This is a genomic window from Nostoc sp. (genome assembly GCF_036917535.1).
Classification (GTDB): domain Bacteria; phylum Cyanobacteriota; class Cyanobacteriia; order Cyanobacteriales; family Nostocaceae; genus Nostoc.
In genome coordinates, this window is sequence record NZ_JBALDA010000098.1 from 1 (window position 1) to 22,898 (window position 22,898).

The 22,898-nt window shown below is 41.1% G+C and carries 15 protein-coding genes and 1 pseudogene; 10 read left to right on the forward strand and 6 right to left on the reverse strand.

Features of this window, described 5'->3' with window-relative positions; translation table 11 throughout:
- Positions 1-219: 219 nt before the first annotated feature.
- The 4 genes from V7K56_RS32355 to V7K56_RS32370 all read left to right on the forward strand — a co-directional run bounded on the left by V7K56_RS32355 (position 220) and on the right by V7K56_RS32370 (position 6,437).
- A complete protein-coding gene (locus V7K56_RS32355; protein WP_334917491.1) occupies positions 220-2,826 on the forward strand; it encodes an ATP-binding protein in 2,607 nt (868 codons plus the stop codon).
- Between the two features lie 52 nt (positions 2,827-2,878).
- Positions 2,879-3,352: a response regulator gene (locus tag V7K56_RS32360; RefSeq protein WP_334917493.1), complete on the forward strand. Its 474-nt coding sequence runs from the start codon at positions 2,879-2,881 to the stop codon at positions 3,350-3,352.
- Positions 3,353-3,637: 285 nt separating this feature from the next.
- The gene (locus tag V7K56_RS32365; RefSeq protein WP_334917495.1) at positions 3,638-5,515 is read left to right on the forward strand and encodes an ATP-binding protein; all 1,878 of its coding nucleotides are present in this window, start codon (positions 3,638-3,640) and stop codon (positions 5,513-5,515) included.
- Positions 5,516-6,248: 733 nt separating this feature from the next.
- Positions 6,249-6,437 (forward strand): hypothetical protein, encoded by a 189-nt coding sequence (locus V7K56_RS32370; RefSeq protein ID WP_334917497.1) that lies wholly within the window; start codon positions 6,249-6,251, stop codon positions 6,435-6,437.
- On the opposite strand, the gene V7K56_RS32375 is transcribed toward V7K56_RS32370, so the two are convergent.
- From V7K56_RS32375 to V7K56_RS32385, 3 genes are all read right to left on the reverse strand, one after another.
- The gene (locus V7K56_RS32375) at positions 6,403-7,821 is read right to left on the reverse strand and encodes an aldehyde dehydrogenase family protein (protein ID WP_334917499.1); all 1,419 of its coding nucleotides are present in this window, start codon (positions 7,819-7,821) and stop codon (positions 6,403-6,405) included. The two genes, V7K56_RS32370 and V7K56_RS32375, sit on opposite strands and share 35 nt — an antisense overlap.
- A gap of 115 nt (positions 7,822-7,936) precedes the next feature.
- Positions 7,937-8,059: a hypothetical protein gene (locus V7K56_RS32380; protein ID WP_334917501.1), complete on the reverse strand. Its 123-nt coding sequence runs from the start codon at positions 8,057-8,059 to the stop codon at positions 7,937-7,939.
- Between the two features lie 45 nt (positions 8,060-8,104).
- Positions 8,105-8,875 carry a red chlorophyll catabolite reductase gene (locus V7K56_RS32385; protein WP_334917503.1) on the reverse strand — a complete coding sequence of 257 codons (771 nt, stop codon included), beginning with the start codon at positions 8,873-8,875 and terminating at the stop codon, positions 8,105-8,107.
- Between the two features lie 293 nt (positions 8,876-9,168).
- On the opposite strand from V7K56_RS32385, the gene V7K56_RS32390 reads away from it, so the two are divergent.
- A complete protein-coding gene (locus tag V7K56_RS32390; protein ID WP_334917505.1) occupies positions 9,169-10,098 on the forward strand; it encodes an NmrA family NAD(P)-binding protein in 930 nt (309 codons plus the stop codon).
- A 102-nt stretch (positions 10,099-10,200) separates the two neighbouring features.
- On the opposite strand, the gene pbpC is transcribed toward V7K56_RS32390, so the two are convergent.
- Positions 10,201-12,534, reverse strand: a complete 2,334-nt coding sequence (gene pbpC / locus V7K56_RS32395) for a penicillin-binding protein 1C (protein ID WP_334917507.1) — start codon at positions 12,532-12,534, stop codon at positions 10,201-10,203.
- Between the two features lie 476 nt (positions 12,535-13,010).
- Here pbpC and V7K56_RS32400 point away from each other — a divergent pair, with 476 nt between their 5' ends.
- Together V7K56_RS32400 and V7K56_RS32405 are read left to right on the forward strand one after the other, a co-directional pair.
- The gene (locus V7K56_RS32400; RefSeq protein ID WP_334917509.1) at positions 13,011-18,680 is read left to right on the forward strand and encodes an alpha-2-macroglobulin family protein; all 5,670 of its coding nucleotides are present in this window, start codon (positions 13,011-13,013) and stop codon (positions 18,678-18,680) included.
- A 60-nt stretch (positions 18,681-18,740) separates the two neighbouring features.
- Positions 18,741-18,992, forward strand: a complete 252-nt coding sequence (locus V7K56_RS32405; protein WP_334917511.1) for a hypothetical protein — start codon at positions 18,741-18,743, stop codon at positions 18,990-18,992.
- Positions 18,993-19,162: 170 nt separating this feature from the next.
- Here the strand turns inward: V7K56_RS32405 and V7K56_RS32410 are convergent, their stop codons facing one another.
- Positions 19,163-19,714: a pentapeptide repeat-containing protein gene (locus tag V7K56_RS32410; RefSeq protein ID WP_334917513.1), complete on the reverse strand. Its 552-nt coding sequence runs from the start codon at positions 19,712-19,714 to the stop codon at positions 19,163-19,165.
- 154 nt (positions 19,715-19,868) lie between these two features.
- Here V7K56_RS32410 and V7K56_RS32415 point away from each other — a divergent pair, with 154 nt between their 5' ends.
- From V7K56_RS32415 to V7K56_RS37325, 3 genes and pseudogenes are all read left to right on the forward strand, one after another.
- A complete protein-coding gene (locus tag V7K56_RS32415; protein WP_334917515.1) occupies positions 19,869-20,261 on the forward strand; it encodes a hypothetical protein in 393 nt (130 codons plus the stop codon).
- Between the two features lie 84 nt (positions 20,262-20,345).
- Positions 20,346-21,011, forward strand: a complete 666-nt coding sequence (locus V7K56_RS32420; RefSeq protein ID WP_334917517.1) for a hypothetical protein — start codon at positions 20,346-20,348, stop codon at positions 21,009-21,011.
- A 120-nt stretch (positions 21,012-21,131) separates the two neighbouring features.
- Positions 21,132-21,311, forward strand: a pseudogene (locus V7K56_RS37325) (hypothetical protein); the annotation flags it as partial.
- 399 nt (positions 21,312-21,710) lie between these two features.
- Here the strand turns inward: V7K56_RS37325 and V7K56_RS32425 are convergent.
- Positions 21,711-22,427 (reverse strand): choice-of-anchor K domain-containing protein, encoded by a 717-nt coding sequence (locus V7K56_RS32425; RefSeq protein WP_334917519.1) that lies wholly within the window; start codon positions 22,425-22,427, stop codon positions 21,711-21,713.
- Positions 22,428-22,898: the final 471 nt, after the last annotated feature.

Below are 22,898 nucleotides of genomic sequence, written 5' to 3' on the forward strand. Positions count from 1 at the left end.
TTAGTTTAAGATTTAATCTCATCGCTGGTTTGTACAACTATGAGCTTCGTCTTCCCAAAACTGAATTTGCCTAACTGACTTTTGCAAGAGGTCTAGTGATTTTTTAGGTTTAACCGAGAAGTCTGAATGCGATCGCATTCAGACTTCTCGCTATATACTTTAAAGAAATATGACTTTTAATTGCGCTATTGTAAAAATCAGCTTTACATAAGTTGATTTATGAGCCAGCCTAAAAATACTACTACCCAAGCTACTGCTCTGACTAACCACGATCGCATACCTATTCACATACCTGGCTCTATTCAACCTCATGGCATTCTCCTGGCACTCAGTACTCAGCTAGAGATACTGCAAGTTAGCAACAATACCCAAGTGTATTTGGGTAAAGCTCCAGAAGATTTACTCAGTAAACCTTTGAGCTATTTACTTGACCCTCAGCCAGTGGAAATTGTCAAGCAGTGCTTGGTAAAAAAGATTGGCAGTGCTAATGCTTTTAAAGTATTAATAAATACCTTAAATGGGGAAAGATTTTTTGATGCTATTGCTCATCGTACAGAAGAAGCTGTAATTCTGGAGCTAGAATCAACTGACTCGGAATTTGAGGTGAGTTTCTTAAACTTTCATAGTTTGGCGAGTGAAGCGATCGCTAAAATGCAAAGTACATCCAATCTGGGAAAATTTCTGCATCTGGTCGCCCAAGAAATCCAAAAAATCATCGGTTTCGACCGGGTGATGGTCTATCAATTTGACGAGTCAGAAGCAGGTTCTGTTGTTGCAGAAGTTAAACGGGAAGATTTATCACCTTATTTAGGACTCCACTATCCCGCTACAGATATTCCAGCGCAGGCTAGGGAGTTATACACGCGCTGCTTTCTGCGATTTCTCCCCGATTTGACTGCCGAACCTGTCAAACTAGTTCCAACGGAAAATCCAGCAACACATCAGCATCTTGACTTAAGCTACTGTCTGCTACGGAGTTTTGATTGGTGTTGTAGTGAATATCATCAAAATATGGGAGTAAAAGCTCTTTTGGTGATTTCACTTATTCAAGAGCAGAAGCTTTGGGGATTAATATCGTGTCACCATCAAACACCAAAGTATATTTCTTACGAAGTCCGCAAGATGTGCGAATTTTTGGGACAGATTGCGTCTTTAGAATTAGCACACAAAATTAGTTACTCAGAATGGGATTATAAAGTAAAACTCAAATCGCTACAGTCTGAGTTTCTAGAATCTATTTCCCAAGCAGACAATTTTATCGATGCCCTAATCAAACCGGAAATTCGCTTGTTGGATCTTGTTAGTGCTTCAGGAGCGGCAGTTTGTCTAGATAATGAAATTACCCTTGTAGGGACAACACCGAATATTGATGAAGTTCGAGCACTCGTTGAATGGGCGGATACTCAAGTTAGTGATAACCTATTTTCTACTGATTCTCTGCCGAAGCTTTACCAAGAGGCGCTGATATTTAAAGATACTGCTAGTGGCTTGTTGCTACTGCGGATTTCTAAAGTCCGGCGCTATTACATCCTTTGGTTTCGCCCCGAAGTTATCCAAACGGTACACTGGGCAGGAAATCCACAGGAATCTATGCAAGCACAGGCAGATGGTAGCCTTACGCTGTCTGTACGAAAATCCTTTAAACAATGGCAAGAAACGGTTAGATTAACTTCTCTACCTTGGAAACCTTGTGAACTTGACAGTGCGATCGCTTTGAGAAATGCGATCGTTGGTATTGTACTCTCGAAAGCGGATGAATTAGCTAAAATCAATCTGGAGTTAGAGCGCAGCAACCAAGAACTAGCATCCTTTGCCTACGCCGCTTCCCATGACCTCAAGGAACCTTTGCGGGGCATTTATAACTTCTCAACAGTGCTGCTAGAAGACTATGCCCAAGTATTAGATGATGAGGGGATTGAATGTTTGCAAACAGTAGTATCCTTGTCTGTACGCATGGAAACTCTGATTAATGCTCTATTGCGACTCTCGCAGTTAGGACAAGCACAACTGCGCTTGCAAGCAACTGACCTCAACGAATCACTCAACCAAGTAATTGACGTTTTTCGTGCTAGTCGTCAAGACTCTCAGTTTGTGGATATTCGCATTCCTCGGCCTTTACCAACAGTTTTGTGCGATCAAGTGCTGGTTAATGAAGTCTTCAGTAATCTGCTTGGGAATGCGTTCAAATACAACGATAAGGCAGAGCAATGGGTTGAGATTGGCTACTTTTCTCAAGAAGAGGCAGAGGGGCAGAGGTCTATGGCAGGAACCCCTAACGCTGACCGCGGGGGCAGAGGGGCAGAGGAGCAGAAAGGGCAGGGGGAGACAAGGGAAATAACCCATGCCCCATGCCCCATGACGCCACTTGCTCCACTTGGGGAGACCCCAAGACCCTTCGGGTTCGGCAGTCCCCCAGACGCTCGAAGACTCGCTAACGCTGCGCTATCGACGGGAACCGCCAAGACGGGGGCTGCCTCACCGCAGTTGCTCCCCCATGACGCCACTTGCTCCACTTGGGGAGACCCCAAGACCCTTCGGGTTCGGCAGTCCCCCATCGACGGGAACCGCCAAGACGGGAGCTGCCTCACCGCAGTGGCTCCCCCATGCCCAATCTTTTATATCCGAGATAACGGTATTGGAATTCCACACCATCATCTAGAAACTATCTTTAGATTATTTAAGCGACTCCATTCCCAGCAAAAATACGGTGGAGGAGCAGGTGCAGGACTAGCTATTGTTAAGAAGATTGTTGAGCTTCATAACGGTAAAATTTGGGTGAAATCTACTGTAGGCGTTGGCTCGATATTCTATTTTACGCTGCAATAGTTTAAGATAATAACTAAATATATATTTTTGTTAAGTTCTTTTAAAACCACAAATGACAAAAAAACTTCATGAACCGCTGCTCGTTGTTGAGGACAGCAATGAAGATTTTCGGATTCTACAACGTCTGATGCAGCGTATGTCCGTCCAGAACCCCATACACCGTTGTACTAATGGAGATGAGGTTTTAGAGTTGCTTTATCAACAAGGGAACAATGCCTACGCTAAGAGCGAAGACCGACCCAATTCTAAAGTAGCATTACGACCCTCTGTGATCTTGCTCGATCTCAATTTGCCAGGTATTGATGGCCGTGACATTTTAGATCGGCTCAAGCAAGACAAAAGTTTCAAGGGAATCCCCATCGTTGTTTTTACCACATCATCTAACCCCAAGGATATTGAATTGTGCTACCAAAAGGGCGCAAATGGATATCTGGTAAAACCGATGGATGCTCAGGAACTAAAAAAGACGGTTCAGGCATTCGTGGACTACTGGCTTGAAGCCAATACGCCACCTGTGTTGGATTAATTTATTTATTTTCTGTTAATGTGGCAGTAGGGACAATAGGATAATGAAGAAGACAGCTCAGGCACACAGCGACATTTTTCTATTTGAATCACTGTGTCTGTCTTAAGTGCGTTTTCCCCATTTTGCTGTTTTTCACACTTTCTTCTGACTATTTTATATTGCTTTAGAATTACTAAAGGATTTAGATTTTATTTAGATTTAATTTTATATTATTTTTAAAATTATGCAATAAAAACACAATCTGGATAAAAGGGATCTATATAGCTCCCCGATCCTCATAACCTTATGTTGGACACATGGACGCTACTTATCATTGATGATTGTGCCGCGGATCGGAAAATCTATCGTCGATATCTTTTGAAAGATCCGCACCAGTCCTACCAGATTTTGGAGGCAGACTGTGCAGAAGAAGGACTTGCTTTGTGCCGAAAAGTACGCTGCGATGTTATTCTGCTGGATTTTTGTCTACCCGATATGAGTGGGTTAGAACTTTTTGATCGCATACAGCAGGAAATATTTAAGACTTCTGTGCCCGTGATTATGTTGACAGGGCGCGGCGATGAAGAAATCGCTGTACAGGTAATGAAACGAGGTGCTTTGGATTACTTAGTAAAGCAACATCTTACACAGGATGTGCTGCAACTAGCAGTCCGCAACGCCATTAAGCAGTCGTGCTTGCAAGCCCAACTGATCAAAACTCAGGAGAGACAGCGCTTAATTGCCACGACTGCTTTACGAATTCGTCAGTCTCTTAATCTAGAGCAAATTTTAAATACGGCTGTAGCCGAGGTACAGCAACTTCTGAAGTGCGATCGCGTGATGGTGTATCAGTTTGCCCCAGATACAGATGGTAAAATAGTTGCCTCATCTATTGAGTCATACCGGACTGTGACCTTGTGCGATCGCGTCGGGGTTGGGGACTGGGGACTAGGGACTGGGGACAAGGGGACGAGGAGACAAGGGAAACAAACAGACAGGGGACTGATGACTAAAGAAGAGTTTACCCAATCCCTAATCCCCAATGCCCAATGCTGCCAGTCGCCTCAAGTCGGGAAACCCGCCCACAGCGCTGGCTCCCCAATGCCCAATGCCGCCAGTTGCCTCAAGTCGGGAAACCCTTTCGGCAGTTCCTCCTGGGGGGAACCCCCTCTGAGCGACTGCCTCACCACAGCGCTGGCTCCCCAATGCTCAATCCCTCATATCTATGAGCTTGGCTTGTGTAATTGTGTCAACCTAAAAGAGCAATTTAATACTAAGGCAAATCTGGTAGTTCCGATTAATCTGAGCAACAATGGCAACCCAACCCCCAAGCTTTGGGGTTTATTGATTGCTCACCATGATTCCGGGGAGCGACAGTGGCAAACTGATGATGCAGAAATGCTCAATGAAGTATCAGTGCAATTAGCGATCGCTATTCAACAGGCGGAATTATTAGCCCAAACTCAAGCAGCTCTTGCCAAAGAAAAGCAACTCAATCTATTTAAATCCCAAATAATTACAACGGTTTCCCATGAGTATCGAACGCCGCTAACTTCAATTCTGGCTGCTGCATCAACTTTGGTAAAACATAGTCAGCAGCTGGATGAGTCTAAACAACAGAGGTTCTTGGGAATCATTGAACATAAAGCAAGATATATGTCCAAACTTGTGGATAATATGCTTCTAGTTAACCAACTTGAACTGGAAAAACCCAAGTTTCAACCAATCTCAGTCGATTTACTGCAATTTTTTTCTGACCTTTTAGAACAAGAGCGAGAAACAGTAGGCGATCGCCACGAATTGATTTTTAAAATTACTGGTAATCATCATGGATTTTGGGGCGATCGCGGACTTTTGCAGCAAATTTTTATTAACTTAATGTCCAATGCAATTAAGTACTCTCCAGATGGAGGTAGTGTAGAATTCCACCTGATCGGCAAAGAATCAGAAGCAATTTTTTATATCAAAGATCAGGGAATTGGTATCCCGATGGCAGATCAAGAAAATTTGTTTCAATCCTTCAGCCGTGGAAGTAATGTTGACACAATTCCTGGTACAGGCTTAGGGCTAGCGATCGCTAAAGCTTGCGTAGAGTTACATGGTGGCGATATTACCTTGTCTAGTGAAGTGGGACAAGGAACTAAAGTTACAGTCAGCTTACCGAAGTTATTCCCAAAGGGTTAAGTATCTCTATCATCAACTTGACGTTCTAAGTAAGTCGGGGAGAATAAACCCAACTATATTAAGAAACGTAAACACACTTGAAACCTTTACAAATGACCAATGACAAATGAAAAATGACGATTCTTGCTAGTTAGCTTTATTTACATCGCTCTACTTACGCATCTTAGTTGTGTTTTAGCAGGTTTAGAATCTTTCTTCGCTACAGGATCTATATAAAGGCTTAGTCCGTTATAAAGTGTAACACTATTGTAAAAACCGACCTATAAGTTTTTTGGCGTTGCAGAACAGTGGGATGAATTGGGGTGGGGCAAGCAGGGGAGGCAGGGGAGGCAGGGGAAGCAAGGGGAGAATTTTGGAAGTTACTAAATCATCCCGCAACTATGCAACGCCGATTTTTTTATACTTTGAATTTTTTTGCGTGACATCAATGCACACCTTTGACTAAACTTATCTTTCTAGAGTGTCTCAAAGACTTGTGTTCTGAACGAATGGACTTGTGTTGTGAACGAATGGACTTGTGTTGTGAACGAACAAACTTGTTTTCTGAACGAACAGACTTGTTTTGTGAATGAACAGACTTGTGTTCTGAACGAATGGACTTGTGTTGTGAACGAATAGACTTGTTTTCTGAACGAACAGACTTGTTTTGTGAACGAATGGACTTGTGTTCTGAACAAATAGACTTGTGTTCTGAACCAAAACCATCAAAATTCTTTCAGGTGCTTTGGTTATCGTGGGCGAAACTGTGGCAGAGACGATCGCCTCTGGTAAAACAGATATTTTAAACAAAATGAGAATGCGATGCCTTCTCTACGAAGCGCTTTGCGAACGGCGGCAAGCTACGCCATTGGTTACGGTAATGAGTTGCATAGTGATGATGGCATTGGTCACTCCCCATTCTCAAACCACCAAGGGTCATTAGTAGCGTTAGTTTTAATCAAAATAGCTTTTTTTTGCATAAACCGTTTTAGCGCCGCTGCACCCATGCGCGATCCTCCCAAACCGGAGAATTTGAAGGGGTTTTTCTCTCCCTCATGCATGATGGCGGTGAGTCCAGCATCGTTGATACTAATAGCACCTGCATCTATCTGGTAAGCAATTTCTAAGGCTTCTGTTTCTGAGGCAAATACAGCAGCACTTAATCCATAGATTGAGTCATTGGCTAAAGATATTGCTTCACCTACTGTAGAAAAAGGCATGACTGGCATAATCGGGCCAAAAGTCGCTTCGGTCATGACTTTCATGGAATGATTAACTTGGGTAAGCACTGTCGGACGACACCACCAACCCCCTCCAAAATCTTCTATTACACCGCCGCAGTGAATCACTGCTCCTTTTTCAACTGCATCTAGGAGATGATCGCTAATAATGGCTGCTTGTTTTTCGGCGATGATCGGGCCAATTTCTCCACTTTCGACTGTGGGATAGGCTAACTTAAGGCGATGTGCTTTGGCTACTAGTTGATGGTAAAACTTTTCAAATATGGAGTCTGCAACGTAAATTCGCTCAATTGAGAAGAATGACTGTCCGGTGTTGGCAACGGAAGCCCACAATATTGCTGAGGTTGCTAATTCTAAGTTGGCTGATTCTAAAACGATCGCAGGATCTTTTCCTCCTAATTCCAAAAAAGCTGGAATAAACTGTTTTGCAGCCGCCTGTGCAACTTTTCTCCCCGTCGCTACACTGCCTGTAAAGCATACCACATCTACATTTTCAATCAAAATAGATCCAGTTGCGCCTGCTCCTTCTACAAAAGTTAATACCTCGTGCAGTTTAGGAACGGTGTTGAGTGCTGTAATCAGTGGTGCTACAAAACGGGGAGTGATTTCACTGGGTTTAACAATGACAGCACAACCTGCCAACAATGCCGGAATGGTATCAATAGTAGACAGTGACAGGGGAAAATTCCACGGGCTAATTACCCCAACTAGGGGATAAGGAACGGATGTTTGTTGCAAGGCAATAAAGGGAATGGCTGTATTTTTTGCAGATTCTTGCAGCACTTCCGGTGCTAACCGACACCAGCGATCAATACTGGAGAAGAAAGAATCTATTTCTAATATCGAGGTTGACAATCTTCCTGTATCATTTACCAAAGCTTCCGTGAGGCGATCGCGTCCAGATAATATCGCATTCTTCCACTGTTGTAAGGCTTCAATTCTCCCCTCTAAGCCCAACTGCTGCCAGCGAACTTGTGCCCTGCGCGTGCGCTTACATTGTTGTACCAGTAGCCTTGGAGGCGGCGGGATAATTACGTAGTCAAATTTGCCAGTTCGGGGATTGCGGACTTCTATTGGTTTTGTCATTTGTCATTTGTCATTTGTTATTACTTCCTAATCCGCAATACCCAAATTCAAATCATCCCCAGGTTGGTTAAGCGCTCAATGGTGGTTTGCTGTGTTTACAGAAAGTATTTGCGGTCTACTTCTCTTCCAGCATAGTATTAGCGGGGTAAAAGTGTGATTGGCGATCGCTTGTTTGGTTGACTGCATTACAGGTAACTTGCAATGCTAAAGCGCAGTAAGATTCTAAATTAGTGGACATGGAAAATTGAGAGTCATAACAAATGACCAATGACAAATGACAAATTTAGAGAATGCGATCGCCACCCCAGAGCGATCGTACAAGTCTATCTGTCAATTCTGATCCAAACATCTGTGCGGCAAATTTATTACCTGGATCGCGTTCAGCACTGATGCGACGGAGCGCCAAATCACGAGCAGCTAAAGCCTCGCGTGCATCTTCGGTTACAGGTTCAGCTGCATCTATCCAAGTTAGCCAGCGATCGAGTGTTTCGTGTGCAAGTGTGCGAGTTAGTTCCAGGGTTTCAAGAGTAGGTGCGCCTGTATAGCAAAGACTAACGGGCGATTGAAATAGGCGAATATACACACTTTTGTTAGTAAATACCTTAAGCCGCGAATCTTCCTGTAACTTTAAGAATGTTTGATTAACTGGTTCATAGTAGCGATCAAAATATGCCAAATCGATTAAAAGTTCAGTTCGGGCAATGTAATCTATATAAAATAAAATATTTCCATTTGCAAGTGTGCCAAACTGAAAGGCCAAATGAGGAACTTGAATATGCGACTTCAACCAAGTGGTGAGACGCATAGTGCTAAAGTTTGATTTTTCAGGGTTTCCTAGCCACGAATGCACTAGCCAATCAATTTCTTTCCCAGAAAAAGCGGTGAGCGAACCCTTCATATTGCCATCAAGACTGCTATATTGCTGTAAATTTTCTACAGAAGGGTCTGGATGTAACTGAAAACGAGCTTCTAGTTTTTGGCAAAGTTCGTTTGTCAAACCCCACAACTGTTCAAATAAGGTTGTACTGCCTACATTAGGTTGCTGCTCAAGCACTGTTTGTATGTACCCTTTTGAGATAACGAATACAAACAAAGCATAATGTCAAAACAAAACAAAACACAAGCATCTAGCTTCTGTCAGAGTTTTTCTGAGGTTAACTCTACCGAAAACTTGGGTCTAAAGCCTCAATTGAGTAACGGGTCTGAATCCCTCACTCATTGATTCTGACCGGAGGCAGAGCGTCTTTGGCTTTGCTGCTGAATTCTGAATTCTTTTTCAATTATTGTTTGCTTCTGCTGTCTTTGGATAAACTTAATTTAAATAAAGAACTCCAGGTAGAAGAGAGAATGTCAAATTTCCCCGATCGCACAGAGTCAAACACCGATAAAGTCTTACTCATCGGAGTTACTGGCGGCACAGGTGGAAATGTCGTCAAGGGATTTCTCGAACAGGGAGTTACCAACCTGCGAGTCATTACTAGAGAAATTGATCTTAATCGTCCAACTCTTGCAAAGCTCAACGATGCCAAAGTTGAACTGGTAAAAGCCAACCTCGACGATGAAGCCTCTCTCATAGAAGCCTTTGCAGGAATTTCGGCTGTTTATTGCCATGCTACTTCTGCGGACTCTCCTAAAATTGACCCCCTAGAGGTGGAGAGGGCAAAGCGAGTTGCACAAGTTGCAAAACTTGCTGACATCAAACACTTTGTCTACAATTCCGCAGGTGGGGCAGACAGGAATTCAGGAATCCCTCGCATTGAGCAAAAGTACCAAGTAGAGAAAATTCTCAAAGCAGCTGGCTTACCGACTACTATGTTGCGAGCTTGCTTGTTTATGGAGGAGTTTTGGAAGAAGTACACGCGACCTTCCATCCTCAAAGGTAGTTTCCCATTTTCCATTCAGCCAGACAAGCCCCTTCATCTAATTACAACTAAGGACATGGGCCGCGTTGCTGCCTACGTAATTAAACATCCCACCAAGTATATTGGTCAAGAAATTGAGTTAGCTGGCGATATGTTGACTCCTCTTGAGATGGCAGAGGCATTTTCTCAAGCGCAGGGGATGAAAGTTATCCATAAAGAGACACCCGCCTGGATTTTCTTACTCCTGCTGCAAAAAGAACTATTCGATTTGATTCAGTGGTATCGCAAACAAGGTTATCAAGCCGATGTCCAGTGTTTACGAGAACAGGAATTTCCAGGACTTCTGACCACATTTAGGGAATTTCTGGCAGAAACCAACTGGGCAAACGCGGAACTCACCTACGAGAGTCTGTGATTGGACTAGTACCGCAAGGCGGAAGTCAAAAGTCAAAAGTATTATGGAATGGGCTTTTTAGGGATTTTAAATGGTTGCTTTATTTACGCATAAGGGGAAGTTTCAGACTTTTTGCTTGGATGTTGTAGTATTAATAGAAAATCCTCGACGCGTAGGTTTAATATTAGCTAACTCCACCTGAAAACTTACTTTGTCACTCATTTCCCCACTTCTCGCTTCCAAAGTCCACTTACCAGGACGTAAATTCCAAAATAAAGAATTAGCTGAGTTTGTATCTAACTTTTCGCCATTTAACCACCACTCGACTGGTACAGATTTATTTCCTGCTAATTTAAATTCGAGTTTTTGCTTCGCTTCTTCACCTGGATAAAGTAAGAATAAATCGCCATGATGCGGAGATAAAATTCTCAAATTAGTAGAAGTAAAATTTGACTGCTGTTGTTTTGCCAACCATTCATCATACTCTGGTGGCAAATTGAATTGATTGTCACGTTCGTAATTACTTTTATCTTCAGGATAGAAATATTCCTGCACGACTGAGGTACAATCTGGTGTTGGTCGTAACCCCGAAACTGCACAAACAGGTAATTGCACTAAACCTTCTGGAGATGGAAAACCTGCTGGTTCTTGATGTTCGTGCAGATGTAACATAATTCGATTCCATAAGGGTGCTGCGCCTGTCACACCTGAAACCTGTCGCATCGGTTCACCGTTGAAATTGCCTACCCAAGTAGCGACGGTGTAATCTGTAGTGAAGCCAACTGTCCAAGTATCTCGAAAATTGGAAGAAGTGCCAGTTTTAACAGCAACAGGAAAAGGTAAATTTAACACCGAGTCTACACCAAATGCTGTTGCACGAGCATAGCTATCACTGAGTATGTTGGTGATTAATTGCCATATTGTCGGATTTTGAATTTGAGATTTGGGATTTTGGATTGGGAAATTGGAAAATGTACTTACTAAAGGGGTAGCATCTCCTTGTCGTGCTATGGTTAAGTATGCACGGGCTAATTCCCAGAGACTGACTTCGCCACTACCTAGAGTCAAACCCAAACCATAATATTCTGGAGTTTGATTGAGGTGTTCAAATCCCAGTTGATGCAGTCGTTCTAAAAAAGTTTCCACACCTACTTTTTCTAACACGCGCACTGCGGGTACATTTAAAGAATTTGCTAAAGCGATTCGCACCCGCACAGGGCCAAGAAACCTTTCGGTATAATCTGTAGGGCTGTAAAGTTTCGCGCCGGGAATTGCATAATGGGCGGGTACATCTGCCAAAATGGTATTTGGACGAATTAAACCTTTTTCTAAAGCTAGTTCATAGACAAAAGGCTTAAGGGTAGAACCTGGTTGACGTAGTGCTTGCACTCCATCATTGCGTCCGAGTTTGGTTTGATTAAAGTAATCAGGTGAACCGACATAAGCTAAAACTTCACTAGTGTGATTATTAATCACCAACGCGGCTGCATCATGGACATTGTTAGCGGCTAGAGAAGAAATTACCTGCTGTACCTGTGCTTCAACAAACTGTTGCAAAGGGCGATTTATAGTCGTGCGGATGGGGGAATTTTGTTCTGTTTGCGCCTTATCAAACTGATTGGCTAACCAAAATAAAAAGTGTGGTGCAGCGATAATTCCCCCTTGGCGAGACTGAAACACAACCTTTTCAGTGTATGTTCGGGCTGCGTTCGTCGCAGACGTTGGCGCAGCCATCGCCTCACTAATATACTTTTCCTGTACCATCCGATTAAGGACGTATTTTTGTCGCTGCTTCAGCCGTTCCCAATGTTCGTAAGGATTAAAGTATGTGGGATTATTGGGAATAGCAGCCAACAAACTAGCTTGAGCAAGATTCAATTCACTAGCTGGGATGGAAAAATAAGTCCGCGCGGCGGCTTCCACACCATATATATTCCCTCCCATTGGTAGCCGATTGATATATGCACAGAGAATTTCATCTTTGTTCATCCCCGCTGCTAACCGCCAAGATAGCCAAATTTCACTCAGTTTACCAGAGAAGCTGCGAGGCACAGGATCTAACATCCGCGCCAACTGCATAGTAATTGTGGAAGCACCGGAAACAATTCTTTTGGCGTAGATGGCTTCTTTGCTGGCGCGGATAACAGCTTTCATATCCAACACCCCATGATGGTAAAAGCTGCCATCTTCGGCGGCTAAAATCGCATGGATAAAATGAGGCGAAACCTGATTGAGTGGAACTACTGATGTATGCTCTTGGTCACGGGTGAGTAGTGTTCCTAATGGTAAACCATTGCGATCGCTAAATTGCATTGCCAACTGATTTTGGGCAATATCTGCGGCCCGAATAGGCGCAAAATAAGGGAGTAAGCGTATCACCAGACAGATTAGCAGCACAGCTAGAATAACTTTACTAGTGTGCTTAACTTGAGTTAGCGATCGTAAAATTAGTTTCATCAGGGAATCCCCTGTCCAAGAAAACCTACCTTAATCTTGACGCAGCGATTACATCTACATCAGTATATATTTCAAATCCTTAATAATTAACTTTTACTAACTCAGCAAAATTTAAATACTTCTTTATAGTTAAGAATTGTAGTCATTTTTGGAACAATAACACTAGATTAGTTATCTATGTAAATAAACATACGTTATATCCATAAATTGTGTAAAAATAACTAGTTATCTTGCGTACTTTATTAGTGTTGGTATTTCCGACTCCATGAGGTAATGCAAGTTTTTATTTGCTATAGTGCGTAAATTTTTTATTTTTAATTACTAGAAAGATGATTATTAAAGTTTTACTGCGTTTCCAGCATAAAATAATCTATTGTGTTCTTAGGGTTACTGGCAGTTTGTTAAAGAAAATTGGGCGTTTTTCAAGCCGGAAGAGAACAATACAGTTTCTCTTTCTATTTACATTTATATTAGGGATGGCAGGGTGTAATTTTTTTGGTATCAACTCAAGTAAAGAACAACTCCCAGCAGTATCCCCACTCACACCACCAAAATTACCAGACTGGATTGAACAAATAAGTCCTATTGGAGATGCAAAATCTCTTAATCAAATCCGCATCCGTTTTAAAGAAGCTTTAATCCCAGTTGAAAGTCTTGATAGTCCAGAACAGCAAAAATTATTACAAAAATTTGCCCTTTGGCCGCCTTTATCCGGTCAATTTCGCTTTTTAACACCGCGTATGGTGGGATTTCAAGCTGATAAGGCTTTGCCAATAGCGACAAGATTTCAAGTCACTCTCAAAGCAGGTTTAGCCGATTTAAAACATCATCGCTTAGACAAAGATTTACCTTGGACTTTCAACACCGAATCCATAAACTTAACTAATTTACCCGGTGTTAATCCCATTGAAAAAGCTGAGATTGAACCAATTGATTTACAACAAAAGTTACAGTTTACTTCTAATGTCGAATTGGATTTAGCTTCTGTACAAGAACATTTACAATTAATTCCCGAAGGTAAAAATAAAGGTATAGGTTTTAAAGTTGAGTTAAACAAAGAAGAAAAACCATTAAAAAATGAAGAAGACCCTTTAGAAAAATTTGACCCTTTAGCCCGCAATTGGATTTATAACCTCATCCCACAGCAAAATCTGGAAAAAGCAACCAGCTATCGCTTGGTATTTTCTCCAGGAATACGTCCTGCTTATGGCAATCTGCCTACAGAGAAAGAATTTGCCACTAAGTTAGCAACTTATTCGCCTTTGGCATTTCAAAAAATTAACTTTTACGGACAACCAGATGCAGGAGGAACTTTTGGAAGATTTATTAAAGGTAGTCCGCAGCTAGAATTTAATAATGTTTTATTGCCAGATTCAGCTAAAGAAAATATTTCCATTAATCCAGCACCAAAAGGAATTTCGAGAATTATCCAAATAAATGATGAAGATAAAATTGTCGGTATCAATCCTTACGCACTAGAACCCGCCAAGACTTATACAATTACTATCGGCGGAAATCTCAAAGATAAGTTTGGGCAAACTTTGGGTAAACCCGTCACACTTAAATATGATACTGGAGATTTAGCTGGAGATATTTGGGTACCATCAGATTTGAATATTTTCCCTACAAGTAAAGATTTACAGTTAAATATTAGTACAGGAAATTTACCAGAATCCAAATATAAAGCAGCTTATAGAGTAGTTAAGCCGACAGATTTAGTTTATTTTAATAATAGCAGTGATTTATTACCACAACCTTCTGAATGGCAAAGCTTTAACGTATCAGGTAAGAAAAATCAATCAGTTGATATTGCTGTTCCTCTACGGGAAAAAATCAATGCTACTACGGGAATGTTAGCTTATGGAGTCCAAGCCCGGACTAATAAATATCAAGAGAATGGTAAGGAACTGTGGCGCGAACCTACGACTTATGGCATGGTTGAATTGACAAATTTGGGCGTATTTACTCAGTGGTTTCCTGAGTCAGGGTTAATTCGCATCAATCATCTTACAGATGGTTCGCCAGTTAAAAATGGCGCTATCGAAATTTATCAATCAAAATTACAAGCAAAATCTCGTCCAGAACCTTTACCTTGTGCAACAGGTAAAACTGATGAAAATGGAATTTTTAGAATTGTTCGTGAAGGATTACAGCAATGTTATTCTGGGAATGAAAGCTCTAGTAAATCACCACAACTATTAGTAATTGCCCGTGAAAATCAAGATTGGGCATTCGCTAGAACTGAAGAGTATAGCGGTGTTTATGGCTACGGTATTGACGCGGGTTGGCAAGATAGTAAGCCAGAATCACGCGGAGTAATTTTCTCGGATAGACAGTTATATCAACCAGGCGAAAAGGCTTGGTTAACTGGTTTTGCAGACTATTTACAAAATGGTGTAATTCAGCAAGATAAAAATGCTGCTTATCAATTAACTTTGGTAAATCCCGATGGGCAAAAAACCAGCTTAGGTACGCAAACCACAAATGAATTTGGCAGTTTTTCTTTGGAACTACCAATCAAAACTACTCAGCGCTTGGGTTACTATACAATCCAGGCAAAAGGTAAAAATGGACAAGAAATTTCTGGAGAATTTCGAGTAGCTGAGTTTAAGCCACCTAATTTTAAAGTCGAACTTAACTTAGATAAAGAATTTGCATACATTGACGATAAAGTTAATATTAATGCTACAAGCAATTATTTGTTTGGTGTGCCTGTGGAAGGTGGAGAAGCGAAATATTTTATCACTCGCCAGCAGGCTGATTTTGTTCCTAAAGGTTGGGAGAGATTTACTTTTGGTAGGCAATGGTTATGGCCAGAGGAAACGCCTACTATATCTAGTGATGTATTACAAACTAATGCCCAACTAGATGCTAATGGTAAAAGTAGTCAAACTGTGAATGTTGCAAATGATTTACCATATCCGATGACTTACCAAGTAGATGTGCAAGTTGCAGATGTTTCTAATCTGTCTGTAGCTAATTCCAAAACATTTACAGCCTTACCGAGTAATCGTCTCATTGGGTTAAAAAGTAATTTCATCGCTGATGCTGGTAAACCTTTTCCCATTGAAGTGATTGTTACTGACCCTATAGGAAAACCAATCACAGGTCAACGGATGCGTCTGGAATTACAACAGATTAAATACAGCAGCGTCACGCAGTTGGTGGAAGGTAGCCGAACACCAAAAAATCAAGTTGAATATAAAACAGTGGGACAAGCAGAAATTACATCTGCGAGTAATCCGCAATCGGTAAATTTAACAGCACCAGAATCCGCCTCATATCGGATTAGAGTTAATTTTAGCGATGCCAAAAGCGAATTAAGTGCCACAGATTTACAAATTTGGGCCACTGGAGAAAATCCAGTATTTTGGGGTTCTAGAGAAAAAGATGTCTTAGAAGTTAAATTAGATAAAAAAGAATTCAAACCTGGTGAAACTGCTACTGCATTAATACAATCTCCCTATCCAGATGCAGAATTGTACTTTGCTGTGATTAAAGATAAACCCCTTTATCAGCAAATTACTAAAGTTCAGGGAGGCGCACCACAAATTCAGTTTCAAGTCACTCCAGAAATGCTACCAAATGCAGCCATTGAAGCTATCTTAGTCAGACAAGGTAAACCCATTAACCAAGTGGAATCGGGAAGTTTAGAAAACTTGGTGAAGATTGGTTTTACACCTTTTAAAGTTAACTTGGAGGAGAAGTATTTAAAACTGCAAGTTAAACCAGCACAAGCATCATTAGAACCTGGTGCAGAGGAAACAGTACAACTAGAACTGAAGGACAATCAAGGAAACCCCATCAAAGGACAGTTTACAGTCATGGTGGTAAATGAAGCGGTGTTACAACTTTCTGGTTATCGTCCGCCAGATTTGGTGGATACAGTTTATGCAGAACAGCCAATATCTACTCGCTTTAGCGATAATCGCCCGGATGTTATATTACAACCACAAGATGTAGCAAAACCTAAAGGTTGGGGTTATGGCGGTGGTTTCTCAACTGGTGCTGCCAATACTCGCACTCGCACCGATTTTCAAGCCTTAGCTTACTACAACGGTTCTGTCCTTACCGATGCAAATGGGAATGCACAGATAACCTTTAAACTCCCGGATGATTTAACTACATGGCGGGTAATGGCTGTCGCTACCGATGGAAATCTGCGTTTCGGGAATGGGGACGCAACATTTATCACCACCAAACCACTGCTCACTAATGCCATTTTGCCACAGTTTGCCCGTCCAGGCGATCGCATCCTCGCTGGTTTATCCGTAACTAACAACACTGGGAATACAGGAAATCTCTCAATTAATGGCGAACTTAGCGGTACAGTGAAGTTTGCTGACAAAAACCCCACAGCTACTGCTTTGCAAACCAAAGCTGAATCTGCAACTCATGCTTATCGCTTTCCCATGCTGGCGGATGGGGTGGGAGTTGGTAAAGTTCGCTTTACCACTCAGCTAAATGGTACAGCCGCAGATGCTTTTGAAGTACCTTTGGAAATTAAGCCAATTGAAATTACAGAACAAGTCGTTGATTCTGGTGTTACTGAAAAACAGGTGAAGATTCCCCTGAATGTTGATAAAAATAACTTCCCTGATGCGGGAGGTTTAGATATTCAGTTGGCGAGTACTTTGATACCAGAAATCAAAGCACCAGCAAAACAAGTTGTAGAAGATAATGATTTGCCGTTTACAGAACCGACGGCGAGTCAGTTAATAATTGCGGCAAATCTGCAAACTATAGTCCAAAAATATGGTCAGACATTTGCAGAATTTAATCCTAGCCAACAAGCTAATCAAGCAATTGAAAAATTACAAAAACTCCAAATAGCCGATGGCGGTTTTACTGCTTTCCCCAGACAAGAAAAATCTGACCCTTGGGTTTCTTCCTATACGGGAGAATCTTTGGCTAAAGCTAGTCAGGTATTTCCTAATTTAGTCGATTCTGCAATGATATCTCGCCTCAAAACTTATTTACAAAAAGTTCTAGCAAACCCCGGAGAATACGACTTTTGCAAACAATTACTCTGTAAAAGGCAACTGCAACTTAATGCTTTAATTTCTTTAGCAGAATTGGGAGACAAACGCAATACTTTCCTTGCAGATATTTATGAACAGCGCAATAACTTTGATGTAGCAACTCAAATTAAACTAGCGCGATACTTATCTCAATTCCCAGAATGGCAAGATGAATCTCAACAATTAGTGAACAAGCTGCAACAAAATATTTATGAAACTGGTCGCACAGCAGTTGTAAGTTTACCAACTAGTTGGGGATGGATGAGTTCATCTACTACGACACAAGCGCAAGCTTTACAGTTATTTATTGCCAAACAGAGTAAACCCGAAGTTATAGATAAGTTATTCCAAAGTCTTTTGGCATTACGGCGGGATGGGACATGGCAAACTAACTATAATAATGCCCAAGCTTTAACAGCTTTGGTAGATTATAGTCAACTGCAACCCACACCACCTAATTTTGTTGCCACAGTAGAATTAGCTGGTAAGAAGTTAGGAGAAAATCGGTTTAATGGCTACCAAAATCCTAGCTTACAGCTAAACGTGCCGATGAATAAATTACCTCGTGGTCATAATGATTTAACGCTGCAAAAATCAGGTAATGGCACTTTACACTATCTAGTTGCTTATAATTATCGCTTGCAAGGTAATCAAGCAGGTAGGTTTAACGGACTACGCATAACACGAGAAATTAGTCAAGTAAATAAAGAGAAAGTTTTGCAAAAAACAGGTCTTTACGCTTTTGATAAACCCTTGACTTTAGCCTCTGGACAGGTGTTTGATATTGGTTTAGAAATCATCGCCGATCATCCTGTAGATCATCTGGTGATAAAAGATCCGTTACCATCAGGTTTTGAGGCTGTGGATGCGAGTTTTCAAACTGCTACAGCTGCATTACAAGCAAAAGCCGATAGCTGGGAACTTGGTTTTAAGAATGTGTACCGCGATCGCATTATCGCCTACGCCGACCACCTAGAACCAGGAGTTTATAGCCTCCATTATCTAGTACGTTCTGTTACTCCTGGTACATTTTCTTGGCCTGGTGCCCAAGTTCACTTGCAATATGCACCAGAAGAATTTGGGCGAACTGCTGAGTCTACATTGGTGGTTGAGGATAAGTCGTGACAACTTAAGATGTAAGAAAGGGAATCTATAAATGTTCAAAGCCTATGGGAGATCGAGGCAGTGACACATATTCTCAAAGTCAACGAACATGGCGATTTGTATTTACCATCTGAGGTGTTGGGAAAACTACAACCTGGGACATTCTACAGCTTGGAAGTTCAGGGAGATGTACTGATTTTGCGTCCTGAACGTTCACGCGTATTGTCTCCAGAAGAGAAAGCAGCAAAGTGGAGGAGGTGGGCTGCAAGTCATTCAGCTAACAGTCCAGGCTTGCCTGATGAGGCTTTGCGTCAGGAGAATATCTACGATTGACATATGAGCTTTTGTAACAAAAGCATTCGGCCTACCGCTACTGAGATAACAAAAGGGGATCGCTCTTTTCTTGTGAATTCTTGCAAGATATAAATATTGAGTCTTAAACAGTATCACAGCTTGATACCTTATCGGCTTCTCTAATTACTGCAACTGATGAAGAATTATCCTCATCTGGCATCACGACCATTCCCCCACTGTGGACCTTCAACAACATTTCCATCGGGCATAGTGGTGTGCCAAATCAAATTCTGACCTCGACAGATCAAATTGCTACTGATATGGGCACCTTCAAAGTCAGTATAAGCGAGAATAGCACGCTCGAAAGAACCGATTTGAACTCCACGAAATCCAGCACCACAGGCGTTCATGTAATCCAAGTCAGTTCCCCGCAAATCAGCATCGAAGAAGCCACTTTGCTCCAAATTAGCAGCACGCAAATTGGCATCACGAATTATCCCTTCAACCAAATTACAACCACGCATGAAAATTCCTCCCAAATCGGCTCCAGTCAGATCGACTCCAGTCAGGTAGACATAAGGGAAGTAAGCTCCTCGCAAGTTGATATCTCGCAAAACCACACCGTCAAGATCAATTGCTGGACTACTATATCTGGAACTGGAGGAAGGCCAGCCAGAATAAACCAATTCAATTCCAGCAAAGTTACGTTCCCCGTCAGCGTAACGCTCCAACAATTCTTCGGGAGTTATTTTCCAAACCATAGTTTAACCCCTAATTGCTTAACACAACTTCAGTCTACCTTCCCCAGTGACTGGCAATTGCCAGTCAATCTTACTCTTCAAATCACCCACCTTATATAGCACTTCTCGTTATTGTTGTTGAATTTAGCAGACCCCTATCTTTTATTGTGGAAAAATGAGTCAGATTCAGGAGTTGCATAAACAGGCGATGGATTTGGCCGAAGCAGCTTTTACTACTAAACTCAGAGGAGACTTAAAGCAAGCTAGTCAAGTTTCTCGACAAGCTTTTGAAAAAGAATCTCAAGCTGCTGCACTGATTGCCAATCAACTTGATGCCGAACCGACTCGTTCAGTATTGCATCGTAGTGCTGCAACTCTTGCAATAGACTGTGGTGAATTTCGAGCAGCAGAACGTTTAATTGCGATCGCATTATCAGGAAATCCACCCCAAGAAATTGCCCAAGAACTAAAAGATTTATTCATTAAAATAAATTTGCGCCCATATTTAGAACGTCACGGGCTTATTTTTGATGAAGAAAAGTTGAGGAATCTGACGGTAGATCAATAGTCAAACTTAGCCAAAGAATTATTACGTAGTCTTGATGAAGATGGTACTGAATACTTTACTATCAAAACTACTGGACAATCAGGAATGTCTCAGTCTGGACTAGTTAAATTTGTGGATACAACTCCAGCAGCTATAAGTAGATTAATTGCTAAAGTCAGACTATCCAATCTGACAGTTAACAACTTACCTCCATGCCTTAAACCTTTTGCAGGCATGAGGTTGACCTTTGCAGAGTATTCAGATACACAGGGGCGAGTTATTGTAGAAGATACATTTTGTGCTGCAATAGTTGAGTATTACGCCATCTGGTTAAAGCCAAGACAGCCAAGAGACAATATTAAGGCGCAAGAGACTTTAAGGCTAATTCAATATCTTGGAATACGGGTTTTTATTCACCAGAAGACTGGTTGGAATAAACCTGCTGCTGAATCTACAGTGGTACTAAAGTCTAGAGAAATTAAAAAACAGAATAATCTTTCTCAAAATGCTGCTATCAGAGACTATTACGATACACGTCCTTTAATGGATTACTCAGCTATGAGTAAATTAGCAGCTAACCAAATTCGTTATCACGATGTCCATCCTGTGGAAGCTATTTGTAAAGCGTTGGATTTATATATGCCTAAGCATAAGGCTGAACTTATACCAGTTATAGAGAATGTTTACAAAGCAGACAAAAGATTCAAAGCTGAAGCCAAACAAAAAAGACTCGCTGCTGGAATTCAGTTGTCATTACCTCTAGGTATCTAAACAGTGGTAGGCATCACCATATATCTGCCTTTATTGTAAAGGCGATCGCATTGTAATTGAAGTGCAAAGATTTGAAAGGGGCGATCCGATCGCACTACCGCTACTGATAGAAGAGAAGGCGATCGCATTATCGCCTACGCCGACCACCTAGAACCAGGAGTTTATAGCCTCCATTATCTAGTACGTTCTGTTACTCCTGGTACATTTTCTTGGCCTGGTGCCCAAGTTCACTTGCAATATGCACCAGAAGAATTTGGGCGAACTGCTGAGTCTACATTGGTGGTTGAGGATAAGTTGTGACAATAAGATTACTCAACCCACAAGAGTGCAACAAAAGGCAATCGATTTACTGAGTATTAGCCTAATTTGTACCCAGTAAAACTGAAATCAAAATCCCCGAAAGCCCTTCTATGCATACACTACACTTTTTCGTCAAAGGGGAACTTCAGTTTAATTAAAAGAAGGTCAACGCGGGTAGGGTTATCTGTCGTAAACATTTTTTGAATTAGTAGAAGTTGAAAAATTAAATCGGATTACTATATTAGGATTCCTATTTAATTTTTGAACAATACTTAGTACCTATGTTTTTTTCTATTCCCTATTCCCCATTGCCTATTTCTACAAATTAGACATCTGGTGAAAAATAATGTAGAGGCAGAGCAATGCCTCGTCTCTACAAGGGTTCTGAATAAGTCACATTTATAGGCCCTTAGTATTTTTTTTCCAAGAATTTTTACGAGATATTAGGTATATCCCTAGCAAGGATAAACCCGCCAGTGGCGAAGATTCGGGTATAGTTTTGATTTTGGCATAAATAGCTGTTGTAGTTGTAGTTTCTTCAAGAGCTTTAATACTTATCTGGCGATTGTCTGCATTAAAACCAATTAACTCAAGGGTATATTTATTATTTCCAAAGGTGAAACTGCGATTACTCAAAGTTGTGTCTAAAAATACTAAGTCTGCACTCTTTTCAGGATCTTTCGGGTCGTTAAGTGTATTTACTAAATGCAAGTTGAAGTCAAAAACCTGGCTGGTTTCCACAGGAGGACTGAAGGATACATTAATATTTAAAGGTACAAATTCAATGCCTGAATCAGTGAGTACCTTTCCATTAAAGTAACTTAAATCAGCTATTTTGAATACAGAGTTAATGTCCGCAGCAAATGAAGTTCCATTAAAGGTTAGTTTATTTGGAAATCCTGACGACAAATTAGCTTTACCCCAAGTAAATGTGTTGCTTCCCACACCTGTATATATGGGATTAGTATCGTTGATTCCTGGAGTAGGATTTCCCCATGTAGCACTGGAAGTGCCAGAAAAAGTTAGAGCTTGTGCTTGACCAGAGAAAGCAAATCCCATGGTCGAACTAACAAAAAAACTAGATATAGCAGTAGCCAAAACAAAACTTAGTTTCATAATTTTAGGTCTTAATTATCATTGTGGAGCTTCTTTCAAGTAAGTCTTCAATCTACCTTAGTAAATTTACGCAAAATACGACAATATCTTAATGTTTTTTGTATAAAAAATTTATATGTATTTCAGAATAATTTAATGAATAATTTATATTTATGAAGTTAAATTTATGAATTGTTAAAATATTTCATTACAAAGTAATGAGTAAAACAGTAAACCTCTTGCAAAAAGTTCCCTAACACGCCATTCTCAGCAAGAGTGGAGACTTTGACGTAAGTCAAAGGTAAAGTGGGGTTCTTTTTTTGATTTATGCAAGAAGTCTAGTAATTGCGTAGGTGTAACCCGTCGTAGCGAAAAGTCGGAGCGGCGGCTTCCGCCGATCTGAACTTTTCAAGACGACATCGCTACCTTACTTAACTTATCAAAAATTGTCAAGCTGATATCAAGTTATACCAAGTTGTGATATATAGTATC